This window comes from Streptomyces sp. NPDC059456 (assembly GCF_042750055.1).
Taxonomy (GTDB): domain Bacteria; phylum Actinomycetota; class Actinomycetes; order Streptomycetales; family Streptomycetaceae; genus Streptomyces.
Genome location: NZ_JBHYVA010000110.1, coordinates 1 through 16,873 on the forward strand (window position 1 = coordinate 1; position 16,873 = coordinate 16,873).

Below are 16,873 nucleotides of genomic sequence, written 5' to 3' on the forward strand. Positions count from 1 at the left end.
GTTCAGGGCCGCCTTGGCGGTGGCCAGCATGTCGGGGTAGACGCAGACCGCGGCGGTCATGGGCGTGCTGCGGTCGGGATGACGCGGTCGCGGGCGGCGTTCAGCTCGTCGGGGGTCAGAGGATCGACCCCGGCGTGTACCCGGCGGCCTCCGGGTGCTGCTTGGCGATCGCCTCGATACGGGAGACCACCGCCGCGACCTGGTCGCCGGCCGCACCCGTGAAGGACAGCTTGTCGGCCATCAGGGCGTCGAGCTGGGCCCGGTCCAGCGGCATCCGCTCGTCGGCGGCCAGCTTGTCCAGCAGCTCGTTGCGCTCGGCGCCCTGCTCGCGCATGGCGAGGGCGGAGGCCACCGCGTGCTCCTTGATGACCTCGTGGGCGGCCTCGCGGCCGACACCCGCCCGGACCGCGCCCATCAGGACCTTGGTGGTCGCGAGGAACGGCAGGTAGCGGTCCAGCTCGCGGGCCACGACCGCCGGGAAGGCGCCGAACTCGTCGAGGACCGTCAGGAAGGTCTCCAGCAGGCCGTCGAACGCGAAGAACGCGTCGGGCAGCGCCACGCGGCGGACCACGGAGCAGGAGACGTCGCCCTCGTTCCACTGGTCGCCGGCCAGTTCGCCGGTCATCGAGGCGTAGCCGCGCAGGATGACCATCAGGCCGTTGACGCGCTCGCAGGAGCGGGTGTTCATCTTGTGCGGCATCGCGGAGGAGCCGACCTGGCCGGGCTTGAAGCCCTCGGTGACCAGCTCGTGGCCGGCCATCAGGCGGATCGTCTTCGCGATCGACGAGGGGGCGGCGGCCAGCTGCACGAGGGCGGTGACCACGTCGTAGTCGAGCGAGCGCGGGTAGACCTGGCCGACGGAGGTGAAGGCCTGGGCGAAGCCGAGGTGGGAGGCGATCCGCTGCTCCAGGTCGGCCAGCTTGGCGGCGTCGCCGCCCAGCAGGTCGAGCATGTCCTGGGCGGTGCCGACCGGGCCCTTGATCCCGCGCAGCGGGTAGCGGCCCAGCAGGTCCTCCAGGCGGTCGTAGGCGACGAGCAGCTCGTCGGCCGCGGTCGCGAAGCGCTTGCCCAGGGTGGTGGCCTGCGCGGCCACGTTGTGGGAGCGGCCGGCCATGACCAGCTCGGCGTGCTCGCCGGCCAGCTTGCCGAGCCGGGCGAGGACGGCGACCGTACGGTCCCGGGCCAGTTCCAGCGAGAGCCGGATCTGGAGCTGCTCGACGTTCTCGGTGAGGTCGCGGGAGGTCATGCCCTTGTGGACGTGCTCGTGGCCGGCGAGGGCGTTGAACTCCTCGATGCGGGCCTTCACGTCGTGGCGGGTGACCTTCTCGCGCTCGGCGATGGAGGCGAGGTCGACGGTCTCCAGGACGCGCTCGTAGTCGGCGAGGGCGGCGTCCGGGACGTCGATGCCGAGGTCCTTCTGGGCGCGGAGCACGGCGAGCCACAGCCGCCGCTCCAGCGTCACCTTGTACTCGGGGGACCACAGGACGGCGAGCTCCGCGGAGGCGTAGCGGCCGGCCAGGACATTGGGGATGCGGGGCTTGGCTGTCACGTGTAGGGATTCTACTTGTGCCGCAGCTGTGCGTTTACGCAGGTAGGGACCCCGCCCCGGATTGTGCCTTGCTACGAGAGCCGCTCGCCCGCAGCGGCCTCGTAGGGCAGCAGCTCCGGGCGCTTGGCCGGGCGGCCGTCCCCGGAGGAGCGGCCCGTCAGCCGGCGGCCGACCCACGGCAGCAGGTGCTGCCGGGCGAAACTCAGGTCCTGTGAGCGGCGCGCGGCCCAGCCCGGCGGCACGGCGGCCGGGAGCTCGGTGCGCCAGTCCTGCTCGGGCGGCAGGCCCAGCGTCTGCCAGACGGCCTCCGCCACCCGTCGGTGGCCCTCGGCCGTCAGGTGCAGCCGGTCGACGTCCCACATGCGGGGATCGGCGAGCGCCGGGGCCCCGTACAGGTCGACCACCAGAGCGCCGTGCCGGGCGGCGAGCTCTTCGATGATGACGAAGAGCTCCTCCATGCGCGGCCGGAAGCGGTCCATCACCGGCCCGTTGCGACCCGGCGAGCGCATCAGCACCAGCGTCTTGCACGTGGGCGCAAGCAGCCCCACGGCCTCCTCCAGGTGCCCGCGCACCCGGCCCATGTCGACCTTCGGCCGCAGCGCGTCGTTCAGGCCGCCCACCAGCGTCACCACGTCCGCGCCCATCGCCGCCGCGACCGGGACCTGGTCCGTGGCGATCTGCCCGATCAGCTTCCCGCGGACCGCGAGGTTCGCGTACCGGAAACCGGGCTCGCGCGCCGCCAGGCGCGCGGCCAGCAGATCCGCCCAGCCGCGGTAGGAGCCGTCGGGCAGCAGGTCGGACATCCCCTCGGTGAAGGAGTCGCCGACCGCGACGAAACTGGTGTAAGACGCATTCATCTCCATGGCGGAGCGATGCTACCGCGCGGTACTCCGGCCGTGCAGGGCCGGGGCACCGCAGCGGCGGCAGCCGGTCAGGCGGAGGCCGGGCGGCCGAACAGCTCGCGCAGCACGTCCTCCATCGTCACCAGGCCCGTCATCGTCCCGCCCGAGCCGAGGACCGCCGCCAGGTGCGTCCGGCTGCGCCGCATCGCGGTCAGCACGTCGTCCAGCGGGGTCTCCGCCCGCACCTGGGCGATCGGGCGCAGCGCGGAGACCGGGAACGGCTCGTCCCGCTCCGCACCGTCCGCGTCGAGGGCGTCCTTGACGTGCAGGTACCCCAGGATCCCGGCCTGCGCGTCGATCACCGGGAACCGCGAGTACCCGGACTCGGCCGACAGCTGCTCCAGGCCCGTCGGGGTGATGCCCTCCCGGGCCACGACGACCCGGTCCAGCGGCATCACCACGTCGGTGACCGGCCGCCGGCCCAGTTCCAGGGCGTCGTACAGTCGCGCGCTCGCCCGGCCGTCGATCAGCCCGGCCTCGCTGGAGTCCTTCACGATCCGCGCCAGCTCGTCGTCCGAGAAAGTCGCCGCGACCTCGTCCTTCACGTCCACCCGCAGCAGCCGCAGCAGGAGGTTGGCGAAGGCGTTGACCGTGAAGATCACCGGCTTCAGCGCCCGCGTCAGGGTGACCAGCGGCGGGCCGAGCAGCAGTGCCGTGCGCACGGGCTCGGACAGGGCCACGTTCTTCGGCAGCATTTCACCGAAGAGCATGTGCAGGTACGTCGCCAGTGCCAGCGCGATCACGAACGAGATCGCGTGCGTCACTCCCGAGGGCACCCCCACGAGGTCGAACAGCGGGGTCAGCAGGTGTGCGATGGCCGGCTCGGCCACCACGCCCAGGACCAGGGTGCACAGCGTGATGCCCAGCTGGGCCGCGGCCATCAGCGCCGACACGTGTTCCAGGGCCCACAGCACGGCGCGCGCCCGCCGGTCGCCCTGCTCGGCGTACGGCTCGATCTGGCTGCGCCGCACCGAGATCAGTGCGAACTCGGCGCCGACGAAGAAGGCGTTGACGACCAGGGTCGCCAGGCCGATCAGCAGTTGGAGCACCGTCATCGGGCTCCCTCCCCACCCTTGTCCTGCGACGGCTCGACCGGCGCGTGCAGCAGCACGCGCGCGGCCCGTCGCCCGCTGGCGTCCACGACGTCGAGCCGCCAGCCGCCCAGCTCCATGCTGTCGCCGACGGCCGGGATCCGGCCCAGTTCCGTCGCCAACAGCCCGGCGAGCGTCTCGTACGGGCCGTCCGGCACGCGCAGTCCGATCCGTTCCAGCTGGTCGGTGCGCGCGGCGCCGTCGGCGGAGTAGAGGCGGCGCCCGGAGGCGTCCGTACCGGCGGGGGCCAGGTCGGGGGTCTCGTGCGGGTCGTGCTCGTCGCGCACCTCGCCGACGACCTCCTCGACGATGTCCTCCAGGGTCACGACGCCGGCCGTGCCCCCGTACTCGTCGATGACCACGGCCATCGTCCGGCGGCCGGAGAGCAGGTCGAGCAGCCGGTCCACGGTCAGCGACTCCGGCACCAGGAGCGGTTCGCGCATCAGCTGGGAGACGGGCCGCCGGTGGCGTTCCCCGGCGGGCAGCGCGAGCACGTCCTTGACGTGGACGGTGCCGACGACGGTGTCGAGGCTGCCCCGGTAGACCGGGAAGCGCGACAGGCCGGTCGCGAGCGTCGCGTTCGCCACGTCCTCGGCGGTGGTCTGCGTGTCGAGCGCGGTGACCTGGACGCGCGGGGTCATGACGTTCTCCGCGGTCAGGTCGGCCAGGTTCAGGGTCCGGACGAAGAGCTCGGCCGTGTCCTTCTCCAGTGCGCCGGCCTTGGCGGAGTGCCGGGCGAGCGCCACCAGCTCCTGCGGGGTGCGGGCGGAGGCCAGCTCCTCGGCGGGTTCCATGCCGAACCGGCGGACCATGTGGTTCGCCGTGCTGTTCAGATGGCTGATGAACGGCCGGAACGCGCGGCTGAAGACCCGCTGCATGGTGGCCACGCGCTTGGCGACGGCCAGCGGGGACGAGATCGCCCAGTTCTTGGGCACCAGCTCGCCGACGACCATCAGGACGACGGTCGACAACACGGTGCCCAGGATCAGGGCGGTGGAGGAGGCGGCGCCGGCCGACAGCCCGATGGCCTCGAAGGGGCCTTGGAGCAGGGCGGCGATCGACGGCTTGGAGATCATGCCGATGACCAGGCCGGTCACGGTGATGCCGAGCTGGGCGCCGGAGAGCTGGAACGTCAGGCTCCGGACGGCGGTCAGGGCGCTCTCTGCGCCCGGCTCACCGCGTTCGGCGGCCCGTTCGAGCTCACTGCGCTCGACGGTGGTCAGCGAGAACTCGGCCGCGACGAAGACTCCGCAGGCAAGGCAGAGGAGCAGCGCCACGAGGAGCAGGAGCACTTCGGTCATCGGTCGGTCACCTCCGTCCCATGATCAGCCAGGAGGAGGGGTGTCGCGCGATGTCGGGTACTGGGGGGCTCGCCCATGGGCGGACGCTCACACCTTTCGTTCGGGTCGGTCGACTCGTTCGGATCGGTCGACCGCTTCCCACCATGGTAAAGGAAAGGCAAAGGGGTCGGATCATGCTTTTGGCGGAGCGCGCCCGGATGATGGGATCCGGGCATGAGCGATCTTCACATCGGTCCCGCGTCGGCCGCCGACCTCACCGCCGTGCTCGACTTCTGGAAGACCGCCGCAGAGGGAACGAGTATCAGCGACGACCTCGCCGGCGTCGAGCAGCTTCACGCCCGCGATCCGCACGCCCTGCTGCTCGCCCGGCAGGGCGGCGAACTCGTCGGCACCGTGATCGCCGGCTTCGACGGCTGGCGCTGCCACCTGTACCGGCTCGCGGTGCACCCGGCACACCGCCGCCGGGGGATCGGATCGGCGCTGCTGGCCGCGGCGGAGGAACGGTTCCGCGGACTCGGCGGGCGGCGCGCCGACGCGATGGTCCTGGACCGCAACGAGCAGGCGCACGGAGCGTGGGACGCGGCGGGGTACCACCCCGAGGACCACTGGACGCGCTGGGTCAAGCCGCTCGACGTCTGAGCCCTACCCGGGACCGCGGCGGGCCGATCCGATCACGCAGTACGAGCTCGGCAACGCCGGCCCGTGCTCGGGGAGCCGGAAGCTGCGGTACGAGACCGACCGGAATCCGGCGGCCCGGATCGCCGCGGCCGGGTCCCGGGAGGTGTGGCACCCGCCGAACAGGCGCGGCCACACGGTCCGGTCCAGGGCGCGCTGCACGGCGGCCATGCCGGGGGTGGGTGCGCGGCCGTGCTCGAAGAAGCGGAGCTCGGCGTCGGGCCGGAGCACCCGGTGGAGCTCCGCGAGCACGCGGGGCAGGTCCCGTACGGTGCACAGCACCAGGGAGGCGACCGCGGCGTCGAACGCCTCGCTCTTGACCGGAAGGGCCTCGGCGACACCCGGCACCACGTCGACCGGGACCTCGGCGCGCAGGGCGGCGTCGGCGGCGAGCCGGCGCAGGCGCCGCTCCGGTTCGACGGCCACGACCTCGGAGACGGCGCGCGGGTAGTGCGCGAAGTTGAGGCCGTTGCCGGCGCCGATCTCGATGACCCGGCCGGACACACCGTGCAGGAGCTCGCGGCGCAGGGGGCCGATACCGCCGCGGGTCTCGGCGGTGGCGCTGAACCGCGCGTAGAACCGGGCGAAGAACGGGTGGTCGACGGAGTCCGGGTCGCGAGGTGATGGGGGCATGGCGGACCTCCGGGGCGGGGTGGCGGCGGGTGCGGTTGCCCTGCCGGGCTGTTCCCCGTCCCGGCGGCCCGCAAAACCGCCCGACCGCCCGACCGCCCGACCGCCCGACCGCCCGACCGCCCGACCGCAAAACCGCCCGACCGCCCGACCGCCCGACCGCCTGTCCGCCCGTTCGCAGCGTCCGCCCGTCCCCGTCCGCCCGTCCTCGTCGGCCCGTCCCCGTCCGCCCGTCCTCGTCGGCCCGTCCCCCTCCGTCCGCCGGCCGGCTGAGTACGCGTACTCAGGAGCCCGGAGCCGTGCGGTGGCGACAATCGGGTGATCGCAGGAACCGGAGCCGCCCCGCCCGCCGGGGCCCGACCCCAGGAAGCGGAGACCCAGTGACCTCCAGTACCCCCACCGCCGGCGCCGTGCTGCTCGCCGCAGGAGTGCTCGTACTGACCGGCTGCGGCACCAAGGTCTCCGGGAGCGGCGCGGCCGCGGCCCCGTCCCCGGTCCCGTCCTCCGCACAGACCCCGGACCACGCCGCTCGGCAGGCGGCCGCGGTGGCCCGCCACGACGCGCTGTTCCCCGAGATGGCCAGGCTGTGCGCGGACAGGGCCACCGCCGTCCCGTCGGTCCCGCCGGACGACCTGCCCACCGACCCGGAGGCGCGCAAGTACGCGGAGAACCACGGGTACAAGAGCCAGTTCCCGCTCAGCCCCCAGGACCGGTGCCGGGGTGACGCGCACGCCGCGCGGATCAAGGCGGCGTTGGGCGGCGGCGAGGGGAAGGACGCACCCCGGACGACGCAGGAGCTCAGCCGGCTCCTGACCGGGATGGGATACAAGCCGGAGACCGGGGACGTGTACGGCTCCGGCCCGGGCAACCTCGCGTTCGTCCTGAAGGTTCCGGAGAGCGGACCGTGCGTGACGGGGCGTGTGAGCGTGCCGGTGCAGGTGGAGGCACACGGGGCCTACCTGGAGAGCGGCTGCCGCGAGCCCCGCGGCGGGCACTGAAACGCGCCCGGACGCCGACGGCCCGGCGGGCCGTGGGGCGCCGCCGGGCCGCGTGCGTTCCGGGTCCGGAGTCCGGGGCGGAGCACCCCGGTCCGGATCAGGGCGGCCAGGTCGACAGGAACGACTCCGGGGACCAGCTGCCCGCGAGGGCGGGGGACAGCCAGCCGGGGGCCGCCGCGCGGAAGGCCTCCGGGGAGAGGGACCCCGAGCCCTCGGGGACCGCGCCCAGCAGCGGGAGCCCCGAGGACGACGGGAGGTCCGCCAGGTTGCAGCGGCAGGCCAGGTCCGGCTCCGCCGGCCAGCTGCCGATGACCACGCCCGGGGAATCCAGCCCCCGGGCCCGGAGCGCCTCGGCCGTCAGAGTCGTGGAGTTGTGGGTGCCGAGCGCCGCCGGGGCCACCACCAGGACGGGGGCGCCGAGCAGGCGCGCCGCGTCCGCCAGGGTGTGGCCGGCTTCGTCGAAGCGGACCAGCAGGCCCCCCGCGCCCTCCACCAGGACCAGGTCGTGGGAGCGGGCGAGCCGGTCAGCCGCCTCCGCGACGGCGTCCGGCGAGAGCGTGGGCAGGCCCGCGCGGCGGGCCGCCGTGTCCGGCGCCAACGGCTCCGGATAGCGGGCCAGTTCCACCGCGGTGACCGCCGGTCCGGCCAGCCGGACCGCCTCCGCCGCGTCACCCGGGGCGCCGGGTTCCATCCCCGTCTGGGCCGGCTTGAGGACCGCCACCGAACGGCCCGACGCGACCGCGGCGGCCGCGATCGCCGACGTGACGACCGTCTTGCCGATCTCCGTGCCCGTGCCCGAGACCATGAGCACCGTCATGTCAGCCCTCCTCCGCCGCCGCGCACACCGCGCGGCAGATGCGGGCCACGTCGGCGTCGCCCGTCACGAACGGCGGCATCACGTAGACCAGGTCCCGGAACGGGCGCAGCCACACGCCCTCCCGGACCGCCGCCCGGGTGGCCGCGGCCACGTCGGCCTCATGGGTCAGCTGGACCACGCCGATCGCGCCCAGGACGCGTACGTCCCGGACACCGGGCAGGTCCCGCGCCGGGGCCAGGCCCTCCAGCAGCCCCGCCTCGATCCGCTTGACCTCACGCTGCCAGTCCTGGCCGAGGAGCAGGTCGATCGAGGCCAGCGCCACGGCCGTGGCGAGCGGGTTGCCCATGAACGTCGGGCCGTGCGCGAGGACCGGGACGGCGCCCCGGGAGATCCCGGCCGCCACCCGCTCCGTGCACAGCGTCGCCGCCAGCGTGAGGTAGCCGCCGGTCAGGGACTTGCCGAGGCACATCACGTCCGGGGTCATCCCCGCGTGGTCCGCCGCGAACAGCGCGCCGGTGCGGCCGAAGCCCGTCGCGATCTCGTCGAGGATGAGCAGGACGTCGTACTCGTCGCACAGGTCGCGCAGCACCCGCAGGTAGCCGGGGTTGTGGAAGCGCATGCCGCCCGCGCCCTGGACCACCGGTTCCACGATCACCGCGGCCAGCTCGTCCGCGTGCGCGGAGACCAGGGAGCGCAGGTGCTCGACGTACGCCGGGTCCACCGGCGCGTCGAAGCCGCCCGGCGGGGCGTCGGCGAAGAGCTGGCGGGGGAGGAGCCCCGACCAGAGGTCGTGCATGCCGCCCACGGGGTCGCAGACGCCCATCGGCGTCCAGGTGTCCCCGTGGTAGCCGCCGCGCCAGGTCATCAGCCTGGTCTTGCCGGAGCGGCCGGTGGAGCGCCAGTACTGGAGGCACATCTTCACCGCGACCTCGACCGAGACCGAACCCGAGTCGGCGAGGAAGACGTGCTCCAGGCCGGGCGGGGTGATCTCGACCAGCCGGGTGGCCAGCCGGACGGCGGGCTCGTGGGTGAGCCCGCCGAACATCACGTGCGACATCCGGCCGAGCTGGCCGGTCACGGCCTCGTTCAGCACCGGGTGGTTGTACCCGTGGATCGCCGACCACCAGGAGGACATGCCGTCGACCAGCTCGTCCTGCCCCTGGGAGGGTTCGGCCAGCCGCAGCCGGACGCCCGAGGCGGAGGAGACGACCAGCGGATCCTGCCGCCCGGGCATCGGGCCGTACGGGTGCCAGACGTGCTGCCGGTCCAGTGCGAGCAGTTCCGCGGCCGGCAGCGTGTGGTGCTGATCAGGCATTGGGCGCGAGGTCCGTTCCCGCGCCCCGACGGCGGACCGCCACCAGGTCCGGGCGGACCTCGCCCGCCGGGGCCTGGGCCGGTGCCGCGGCCGGTTCGGGGGCCGCGTTCTGCGCGGGGACGGCCTCCTGCTCGTGGCCCGAGCAGCCGCCGCACGCCGAGCCGCAGCCCGCCTGCGCCGCCGAGGACCCGCACGGCCCGTGGGCCGCGGCGGCCGCGTCCGCGCGGTGCGCCGGGAGGGTCGTCGTACCGGCGCCCTCCACCTCGAAGCCGGCGTCCGCGATCATGTCGAGGTCGGCCTGGCCCGCCTGGCCCTCACTGGTGAGGTAGTCGCCGAGGAAGATCGAGTTGGCGATGTTCAGCGCGAGCGGCTGCATCGAGCGCAGGTGCACCTCGCGGCCGCCGGCGATCCGGACCTCCACGTCGGGGCAGACGAACCGCACCATCGCGAGGATCCGCAGGCAGCGCTGCGGGGTGAGGTTCCACTCCTTGGCCAGCGGCGTGCCCTCGAAGGGGATCAGGAAGTTGACCGGAACCGAGTCCGAGTCCAGCTCGCGCAGCGAGTAGACGACGTCGACGAGGTCCTCGTCGCTCTCGCCCATGCCCGCGATGAGTCCGGAGCAGGCGGACAGGCCCGCCGCGTGCGCCTTCTGCACCGTGTCGACCCGGTCCGCGTAGGTGTGGGTCTTCGTGATCTGGCCGTACGTGGCCTCGGACGTGTTCAGGTTGTGGTTGTAGGCATCGGCACCCGCGTCCTTCAGACGCTCCGCCTGGCCGTCCGAGAGCAGACCGAGGCAGGCGCACACCTCGACGCCCTCGTTCTGCTCCTTGATCGCCTCGATCGTCTTGCCGACCCGCTCGACGTCGCGGTCCGTCGGGCCGCGCCCGCTCGCCACCAGGCACACGCGCTTCGCGCCGCCCGCGACACCGGCCGCCGCGGCCTGGGAGGCCTCGTCCGGCTTCAGCCACGTGTACTTGAGGATCTCCGCCTTCGATCCCAGTCGCTGGGAGCAGTAGGAGCAGTCCTCCGGGCACAGCCCGGACTTCAGGTTGACCAGGTAGTTCAGCTTGACCCGGCGCCCGAACCACTGGCGGCGCACCTTGCCGGCCGCGGCCACCACGTCGAGCAGTTCATCGTCAGAGGTCGCCAGTACGGCGAGCGCCTCTTCGCGGGTCGGCAGCTCGCGCCGCAGCCCCTTGTCCACCAGGGTGTTCAGCAGGTCCATGACGCCGATCCTGGACCACACGACCACTCCCGGCCAAGGAGAGATCGCACAACATGGCCGGAACGGAGTGTGTGTATCGCCACACCTGGGACTCAAGTGTCGGCCGTTAGGGTCAGGCACGTCTGTGGACAGCCGACAAATCACGAGGACGTGCCGATGAGTCAGTACAGCCCCGAGCCCGATGACGTGTTCGCCTGGATCGACGACGCGGAGCGGGCCCGTGAGCAGGCCGGACTCGTCCGGACGCTGCGCCCCCGGCCGGCTTCCTCGCCGCTGCTGGACCTGGCGAGCAACGACTACCTCGGGCTCTCCCGGCACCCCGAGACGGTACGCGGCGCACGCGAGGCGGCCGAGCGGTGGGGGGCCGGGGCCACCGGATCCCGACTGGTGACCGGCACGACCGAGCTTCATGCGGAGCTCGAGCGGGAGCTCGCGGACTTCTGCGGATTCGAGGCCGCGCTCGTCCTGTCCTCCGGGTACGCGGCCAACCTGGCGGCCGTCACCGCGCTCGGCGACCGGGACACCCTCGTCGTCTCCGACGCCGGCAACCACGCCTCGATCGTCGACGGCTGCCGGCTCTCCCGCGCCGGGATCGAGGTGATCCCGCACTCCGATCCGGAGGCCGCGCGCAAGGCGCTCGCCACGCACGAGGGCAGGGCGCTGCTGGTCAGCGACTCGGTGTTCTCCGTGGACGGGGACGCCGCCCCGCTCGCCGCGTACGCGGCCGCCTGCCGGGAGGCGGGTGCGGCCCTGGTCGTGGACGACGCCCACGGGCTGGGTGTCCTGGGAGAGGGCGGCCGGGGAGCCCTGCACGCCGCCGGGCTCGCGGGCGCGCCGGGCGTGGTCGCCACCCTCACGCTCTCGAAGTCCCTGGGCAGCCAGGGCGGGGCCGTGCTCGGCCCGGCCAAGGTCATCCGGCACCTGGTCAACACGGCCCGGACCTTCATCTTCGACACCGGGCTGGCACCCGCCTCCGCCGGTGCGGCGCTGGCGAGCCTGCGCCTGCTCCGGAGCGAACCGGAGCGCGCCGGCCGGGCCCGCGCGGGGGCCGGCCGGCTGTACGGACGGCTCACCGCGTCCGGCCTGACCGCGGCCCGGCCGGACGCGGCCGTGGTGTCGGTACGGGCCCCGTCGGCTTCGGCGGCACAGCGCGGGGCCGCCGACTGCCGCGAGGCAGGTCTGTCCGTGGGCTGCTTCCGTCCGCCGTCGGTGCCGGACGGCATCTCCCGGCTGCGGCTGACCGCACGGGCCGATCTCACGGGGGACGAGATCGACCGGGCCGTCGCGACGATCCTGGGGACCGCCCCGGCCGGAGCCACGGACCGCTAGGGCCTCACGCGAGTACGTCCGCGTCCGCCCGTACGGATGCGAGGAAGCCGTGCCAGGCCGGCCCGGTGAAGAGCACGGCCGGGCCGTCCGTCCGCTTGGAGTCGCGGACGGCCAGCAGGCCGTCGAGGACGGCCGTTTCCACGCAATTGTTCATTCCGGTGCTGCGGCTGCTCCGCCGCCACCGCGCGCTGATCAGAAGTCCGCTGGTGGTGAGGGGGGTTGCGGACACGGGGGTGCCTCCTTACGCGTCGTCAGCGAGTGAGCTGATGAGATCCGACGAGTCCTGGGGCGGGAGGGCGTGCGCCTGGATGGTGCGGAATGCGGCGCTGTACGCCTCGAGGTCTTCCTTCCGCTCCAGATAGAGGCTACTCGTCAAATGGTCGAGGACCACCACATCCAGATCGGCGATGTTCGGAAATGAGAAAATGACGAACGGTCCGGTCAGGCCGAGATGGCCCCCCACGCTGAACGGCAGCACCTGTAGCCGCACTTGTGGCAGGCGGGACACCTGCACCAGATGCCGCAATTGCGCCGCCATCACCCCGGGCCCCCCGATCTGCCGCCGCAGCACCGCCTCGTCCAGTACGGCGCTCAGCTCCAGCGGGGGATCGGCCCGCAGCACGGACTGCCGGGCCAGCCGTACGTCGACCAGCGCGTCGACCTTGGGTTCCGGCAGCCCGCCCAGCGCGGCCCGGGTCACCGCCCGTGCGTATTCCGGGGTCTGCAGCAGGCCGGGCACCACGGAGAGCTCGACCGTGCGGGCCGAGCGGGCGCCCGCCTCCAGGCTGATGAAGTCCCGGTACTCCTGGGGCAGCAGGCCCCGGTAGTCGTGCCACCACTGGCGGCCGCGCCCCGCCCCGCCGCCCGGCCCCGGCCCGGCCGCCGAAGCCGACAGGGCCTCCAGCAGCGCCCGCTGCTCGGGACTGACGACCTTTCCGTAGACGTCCAGCAGGAGCCGGATGTCCTCCGGTTTCACGCCACTGCGGCCCGTCTCGATGCGGCTGATTTTCGACTGGTGCCATCCCGCGATCCGGGCGGCCTCACCACTGGTGAGTCCGGTCCGGTCGCGCAACGCGCGCAGTTCCTCGCCGAGCTTGCGCCGACGCACCGCGGGACCGTGCTGCATACCCGCCTCCATTCCACCGGCACAGCTCGCACCAGTCTGCCGTCCAAATACGCTCTTCCGTAGCAGAGTTCACTGCATTGAGCGACAGATATATGCATATCTTGGGGGAACGGCAGCACCGGCGGGACGATGGGTGGCACTCTGGCGTCCAGCACAGATCCGGGGCGTTTCGCCCCGGTGGGAAAGGGACCGTCGCCATGGCAGACCACCAGGAAGCATCCGTCACTCTGCCGAGCGATCCCGCCTCGGTCGCCACCGCCCGCCGCTACGTCGCGGAGGTGCTCGGCGAATGGGGACTGCCCGACGAGGCCGACACCGCGGACAGCGTCCGGCTGATCGTCTCGGAGCTCGCCACCAACGCCGTGCAGCACACGTTCGGACAGTCCCCCACCTTCACCGTCGACATCCGCCTGGAGCGCGGCGAGTGGCTGCGCATCGGGGTGACCGACAGCCACCCGCGCTGGCCCCGGCGCCTGCCGGCCGCCGTCCAGCAGGACAACGGGCGGGGCATGGTCATCATCCGCTGGCTCACCGCGGAAGCGGGCGGCCGGCTCTCGGTCAGCCCCACCGAGGACGGCGGCAAGACCGTCTGGATCGCCCTGCCCTGGCCCGCCGGGGCCCCGGCGAAGAGCGTCACCGGCTGCTGAGCCGGGTCGGCGGGGTCTTTCAGCCCTGGCCGCGCTCCGCGGCACTCCGCTCGATGCACAGCTCGTTTCCCTCCGGGTCGGCGAGCACCGCCCAGCCGGAGCCGTCCGCCCGGCGCCGGTCGTCCAGCAGCTGCGCGCCGAGCCCGATCAGCCGGTCGACGGTCTCGTCCCGGGTGCCGGTGGGCGGCTGGATGTCCAGGTGGACCCGGCTCTTCGCGGACTTGGCGTCCGGCACCCGGATGAACAGCAGCCCGGGGACCCCCGGCTGCCCCGGGTCCAGCAGGATCTCCTCATCGCCCTCGACGTCGTCCGGGTGGATCGGGAAGCCGGTCACGGCGGACCAGAACGTGGCGACCCTGTACGGATCGAGGGCGTGGAAGGTGATGTGTCGGACCGGGTTGGGGAACATGCGTCTCCTCGGTGGCGGATCCCGCGGCGGCGGCCGCGGGCTGAACCGGACGTCTGCACGAAACGTGGGTTAACGCGGCGGAAAAAGACGGGCCTTACCGTGATGCCCCCCGTCTTCCGTCAATGATCACCCATCTGTCGGCAAAGCGGCGGTGCGCGGGACGGAAAGCCTTTCTCTTCGTTGGGCAAGAGACGCTTGGCCCGGATATGCGCAGGTCAACAAAGTGTTGAAGGCCGTTAGGGTCGGCCCGGCGCGACGCCGATCTTGTCCCGGAAACTTGGTGATACGAGTGCAACTGACACCGCACGAGCAGGAACGACTGCTCATCCACGTGGCCGCAGACGTGGCCGAGAAGCGCAGGGCGCGGGGGGTCCTCCTCAACCACCCCGAGGCGGTCGCCCTGATCACGTCGCACATCCTCGAAGGAGCCCGCGACGGGCGGACCGTGGCCGAGCTCATGGCCTCCGGCCGCACCGTGCTCGCGCGCGCAGAGGTGATGGAGGGGATCCCCGAGATGATCCACGACGTCCAGGTCGAGGCGACCTTCCCGGACGGCACCAAGCTCGTCACCGTCCACGACCCGATCGTCTGAGGGGGAGGAGCCGCATGATCCCCGGCGAAATCGTCCACGGGGACGGCCCGGTGCGCCTCAACGAGGGCCGGCCCGTCACCCGCCTGACCGTACTCAACGCCGTCGACCGGCCCGTCCAGGTCGGCTCCCACTACCACTTCGCCGAGGCCAACCCCGGCCTCGACTTCGACCGGCGCGCGGCCCGCGGACTGCGGCTCAACATCGCCGCCGGCACCGCCGTGCGCTTCGAGCCGGGCATCCCGGTCGCCGTGGAACTCGTACCGCTCGCCGGGCTGCGCACCGTACCCGGCCTGCGCGGGGAGACCGGGGGGCCGCTCGATGGCTGAGCTCGACCGCCGCGCCTACGCCGACCTCTTCGGACCCACCGCGGGCGACCGCATCCGGCTCGCCGACACCGACCTCTTCGTCGAGATCGAGCAGGACCTCAGCGGCGGCCCCGGACGCTCCGGCGACGAGGCCGTGTTCGGTGGCGGCAAGGTGATCCGGGAGTCCATGGGCCAGGCGCGCACCACCCGTGCCGAGGGCGCTCCCGACACCGTGATCACCGGGGTCGTCGTCATCGACCACTGGGGCATCGTCAAGGCCGACATCGGCATCCGCGACGGCCGCATCTGCGGCATCGGCAAGGCCGGGAACCCCGACACGATGGACGGGGTGGACCGCGCCCTCGTGATCGGCCCCGAGACCGAGATCATCGCGGGCAACGGGAAGATCGTCACCGCGGGCGCCATCGACACCCACGTGCACTTCATCTCGCCGACCGTGATCGACGAGGCGCTGGCCTCCGGGATCACCACCCTCGTCGGCGGCGGGACCGGACCCGCCGAGGGCAGCAAGGCCACGACCGTCACCCCCGGACCCTGGCACCTGGCCCGGATGTTCGCGGCCCTGGAGTCCTACCCGGTCAACATCGGCCTGCTGGGCAAGGGCAACACCATGTCCCGCGAGGCGATGTACTCCCAGCTGCGCGGCGGCGCCCTCGGCTTCAAGATCCACGAGGACTGGGGGGCCACCCCCGCCGTCATCGACGCCTGCCTGAGCGTCTGCGACGAGACCGGCGCGCAGGTCGCCATCCACACCGACACCCTCAACGAGGCCGGATTCGTCGGCGACACCCTCGCGGCCATCGCCGGGCGGACGATCCACTCGTACCACACCGAGGGTGCGGGCGGCGGGCACGCGCCCGACATCATCACCGTGGTCTCCGAGTCCAACATCCTGCCCAGCTCGACCAACCCGACCCGGCCGCACACCGTCAACACCATCGAGGAACACCTCGACATGCTGATGGTCTGCCACCACCTCAACCCGGCGGTCCCCGAGGACCTGGCCTTCGCGGAGTCCCGGATCCGGCCCTCGACGATCGCCGCCGAGGACGTCCTGCACGACATGGGCGCCATCTCCATCATCTCCTCCGACGCCCAGGCCATGGGCCGCGTCGGCGAGGTCGTGATGCGCACCTGGCAGACCGCCCACGTGATGAAGAAGCGGCGCGGGTTCCTGCCCGGCGACGGACCGGCCGACAACCACCGCGCCCGCCGCTACGTCGCCAAGTACACGATCAACCCCGCCGTGGCCCAGGGGCTCGCCCGCGAGATCGGCTCGGTGGAGACCGGCAAGCTCGCCGACCTGGTGCTGTGGACGCCCGCGTTCTTCGGGGTCAAGCCCGAAGTGGTCATCAAGGGCGGCCAGATCGCGTACGCGCAGATGGGCGACGCGAACGCGTCCATCCCCACCCCGCAGCCGGTGCTGCCCCGCCCGATGTTCGGCAGTCACGGCCGGGCCCCCGGGCTGAACTCGGTCAACTTCACCGCGCAGGCCGCACTCGACGACGGACTGCCCGAACGGCTCGGCCTCGGCAAGCAGTTCGTGGCGATCGAGAGCACCCGCAAGGTCGCCAAGGCGGACATGCGCAACAACGAGGCCATGCCGAGGGTCGAGGTCGACGCCGACACGTTCACCGTCACCATCGACGGCGAGGTCGTGGAACCGGCGCCCGCCGCGGAACTGCCCATGGCCCAGAGATACTTCCTGTTTTGAGAGGGGCCGTTTCCGATGGGCGCAGCCCGATGAGCCTCGCCGCCCTGCTCGTGCTCGCCGACGGCCGATTCCCCGCCGGCGGGCACGCACACTCCGGCGGGGCCGAAGCCGCCTGCAAGGCCGGCCGGATCCACGACGCGGCGACCTTGGAGGAGTTCTGCCTCGGCCGGCTCCCTGGTCCGGACCCGGGGACGCTTCCTCGTCCCGCCTCCTGCTCGGGGTGAACC

Annotated in this window: 18 protein-coding genes and 1 pseudogene; 8 read left to right on the forward strand and 11 right to left on the reverse strand. The window is 72.8% G+C overall.

The features are described 5' to 3' along the window. Positions 1-115: 115 nt before the first annotated feature. The 4 genes from purB to ACFXA3_RS12875 all read right to left on the reverse strand — a co-directional run bounded on the left by purB (position 116) and on the right by ACFXA3_RS12875 (position 4,843). Positions 116-1,549 (reverse strand): adenylosuccinate lyase, encoded by a 1,434-nt coding sequence (gene purB, locus ACFXA3_RS12860; RefSeq protein WP_385185889.1) that lies wholly within the window; start codon positions 1,547-1,549, stop codon positions 116-118. 71 nt (positions 1,550-1,620) lie between these two features. Then, entirely contained in the window at positions 1,621-2,412 is a 792-nt protein-coding gene (locus tag ACFXA3_RS12865) for an SGNH/GDSL hydrolase family protein (RefSeq protein ID WP_385185892.1), read from the reverse strand. 68 nt (positions 2,413-2,480) lie between these two features. After that, positions 2,481-3,506: a hemolysin family protein gene (locus tag ACFXA3_RS12870; RefSeq protein WP_385185895.1), complete on the reverse strand. Its 1,026-nt coding sequence runs from the start codon at positions 3,504-3,506 to the stop codon at positions 2,481-2,483. After that, positions 3,503-4,843, reverse strand: a complete 1,341-nt coding sequence (locus tag ACFXA3_RS12875; RefSeq protein ID WP_385185898.1) for a hemolysin family protein — start codon at positions 4,841-4,843, stop codon at positions 3,503-3,505. Before ACFXA3_RS12875 ends, ACFXA3_RS12870 begins: the two co-directional genes overlap by 4 nt. A 213-nt stretch (positions 4,844-5,056) precedes the next feature. Here ACFXA3_RS12875 and ACFXA3_RS12880 point away from each other — a divergent pair, with 213 nt between their 5' ends. Continuing rightward, positions 5,057-5,482, forward strand: coding sequence for a GNAT family N-acetyltransferase (locus tag ACFXA3_RS12880; protein ID WP_385185900.1), 426 nt, complete (start codon positions 5,057-5,059; stop codon positions 5,480-5,482). 3 nt (positions 5,483-5,485) lie between these two features. Here the strand turns inward: ACFXA3_RS12880 and ACFXA3_RS12885 are convergent, their stop codons facing one another. Further along, entirely contained in the window at positions 5,486-6,151 is a 666-nt protein-coding gene (locus ACFXA3_RS12885; protein ID WP_385185903.1) for a class I SAM-dependent methyltransferase, read from the reverse strand. Between the two features lie 377 nt (positions 6,152-6,528). On the opposite strand from ACFXA3_RS12885, the gene ACFXA3_RS12890 reads away from it, so the two are divergent. Further along, positions 6,529-7,146, forward strand: a complete 618-nt coding sequence (locus ACFXA3_RS12890; RefSeq protein WP_385185905.1) for a hypothetical protein — start codon at positions 6,529-6,531, stop codon at positions 7,144-7,146. Positions 7,147-7,243: 97 nt separating this feature from the next. On the opposite strand, the gene bioD is transcribed toward ACFXA3_RS12890, so the two are convergent. The 3 genes from bioD to bioB are packed head-to-tail and all read right to left on the reverse strand — an operon-like array spanning position 7,244 to position 10,503. After that, positions 7,244-7,963, reverse strand: a complete 720-nt coding sequence (bioD, locus tag ACFXA3_RS12895) for a dethiobiotin synthase (RefSeq protein ID WP_385185908.1) — start codon at positions 7,961-7,963, stop codon at positions 7,244-7,246. 1 nt (position 7,964) lies between these two features. After that, the gene (locus tag ACFXA3_RS12900; protein WP_385185911.1) at positions 7,965-9,278 is read right to left on the reverse strand and encodes an adenosylmethionine--8-amino-7-oxononanoate transaminase; all 1,314 of its coding nucleotides are present in this window, start codon (positions 9,276-9,278) and stop codon (positions 7,965-7,967) included. Next, complete coding sequence (gene bioB, locus ACFXA3_RS12905; RefSeq protein WP_385185935.1) at positions 9,271-10,503, reverse strand: biotin synthase BioB; 1,233 nt, start codon at positions 10,501-10,503, stop codon at positions 9,271-9,273. The genes ACFXA3_RS12900 and bioB overlap by 8 nt, the downstream gene beginning before the upstream one ends. A gap of 156 nt (positions 10,504-10,659) precedes the next feature. On the opposite strand from bioB, the gene ACFXA3_RS12910 reads away from it, so the two are divergent. After that, a complete protein-coding gene (locus ACFXA3_RS12910; RefSeq protein ID WP_385185914.1) occupies positions 10,660-11,832 on the forward strand; it encodes an 8-amino-7-oxononanoate synthase in 1,173 nt (390 codons plus the stop codon). A gap of 4 nt (positions 11,833-11,836) precedes the next feature. Here the strand turns inward: ACFXA3_RS12910 and ACFXA3_RS12915 are convergent, their stop codons facing one another. Further along, positions 11,837-12,061 (reverse strand): DUF397 domain-containing protein, encoded by a 225-nt coding sequence (locus ACFXA3_RS12915; RefSeq protein ID WP_385185917.1) that lies wholly within the window; start codon positions 12,059-12,061, stop codon positions 11,837-11,839. Between the two features lie 12 nt (positions 12,062-12,073). Beyond that, positions 12,074-12,958 carry a helix-turn-helix domain-containing protein gene (locus ACFXA3_RS12920; RefSeq protein ID WP_385185919.1) on the reverse strand — a complete coding sequence of 295 codons (885 nt, stop codon included), beginning with the start codon at positions 12,956-12,958 and terminating at the stop codon, positions 12,074-12,076. Positions 12,959-13,155: 197 nt separating this feature from the next. On the opposite strand from ACFXA3_RS12920, the gene ACFXA3_RS12925 reads away from it, so the two are divergent. Further along, positions 13,156-13,605 (forward strand): ATP-binding protein, encoded by a 450-nt coding sequence (locus ACFXA3_RS12925; RefSeq protein WP_385185922.1) that lies wholly within the window; start codon positions 13,156-13,158, stop codon positions 13,603-13,605. Between the two features lie 19 nt (positions 13,606-13,624). Here ACFXA3_RS12925 and ACFXA3_RS12930 read toward each other — a convergent pair whose 3' ends face one another. Beyond that, positions 13,625-14,014, reverse strand: a complete 390-nt coding sequence (locus ACFXA3_RS12930; RefSeq protein ID WP_385185925.1) for a VOC family protein — start codon at positions 14,012-14,014, stop codon at positions 13,625-13,627. Between the two features lie 289 nt (positions 14,015-14,303). Between ACFXA3_RS12930 and ACFXA3_RS12935 the strand changes: the two genes are divergently transcribed. The 4 genes and pseudogenes from ACFXA3_RS12935 to ACFXA3_RS12950 all read left to right on the forward strand — a co-directional run. Beyond that, a complete protein-coding gene (locus tag ACFXA3_RS12935; RefSeq protein ID WP_385185927.1) occupies positions 14,304-14,606 on the forward strand; it encodes an urease subunit gamma in 303 nt (100 codons plus the stop codon). Between the two features lie 14 nt (positions 14,607-14,620). Further along, positions 14,621-14,932, forward strand: coding sequence for an urease subunit beta (locus ACFXA3_RS12940; protein ID WP_385185930.1), 312 nt, complete (start codon positions 14,621-14,623; stop codon positions 14,930-14,932). Continuing rightward, positions 14,925-16,646, forward strand: a complete 1,722-nt coding sequence (locus ACFXA3_RS12945) for an urease subunit alpha (protein ID WP_385185933.1) — start codon at positions 14,925-14,927, stop codon at positions 16,644-16,646. The genes ACFXA3_RS12940 and ACFXA3_RS12945 overlap by 8 nt, the downstream gene beginning before the upstream one ends. Continuing rightward, positions 16,631-16,819, forward strand: a pseudogene (locus ACFXA3_RS12950) (hypothetical protein); the annotation flags it as partial. The gene ACFXA3_RS12945 and the pseudogene ACFXA3_RS12950, both read left to right, overlap by 16 nt. Positions 16,820-16,873 lie beyond the last annotated feature (54 nt).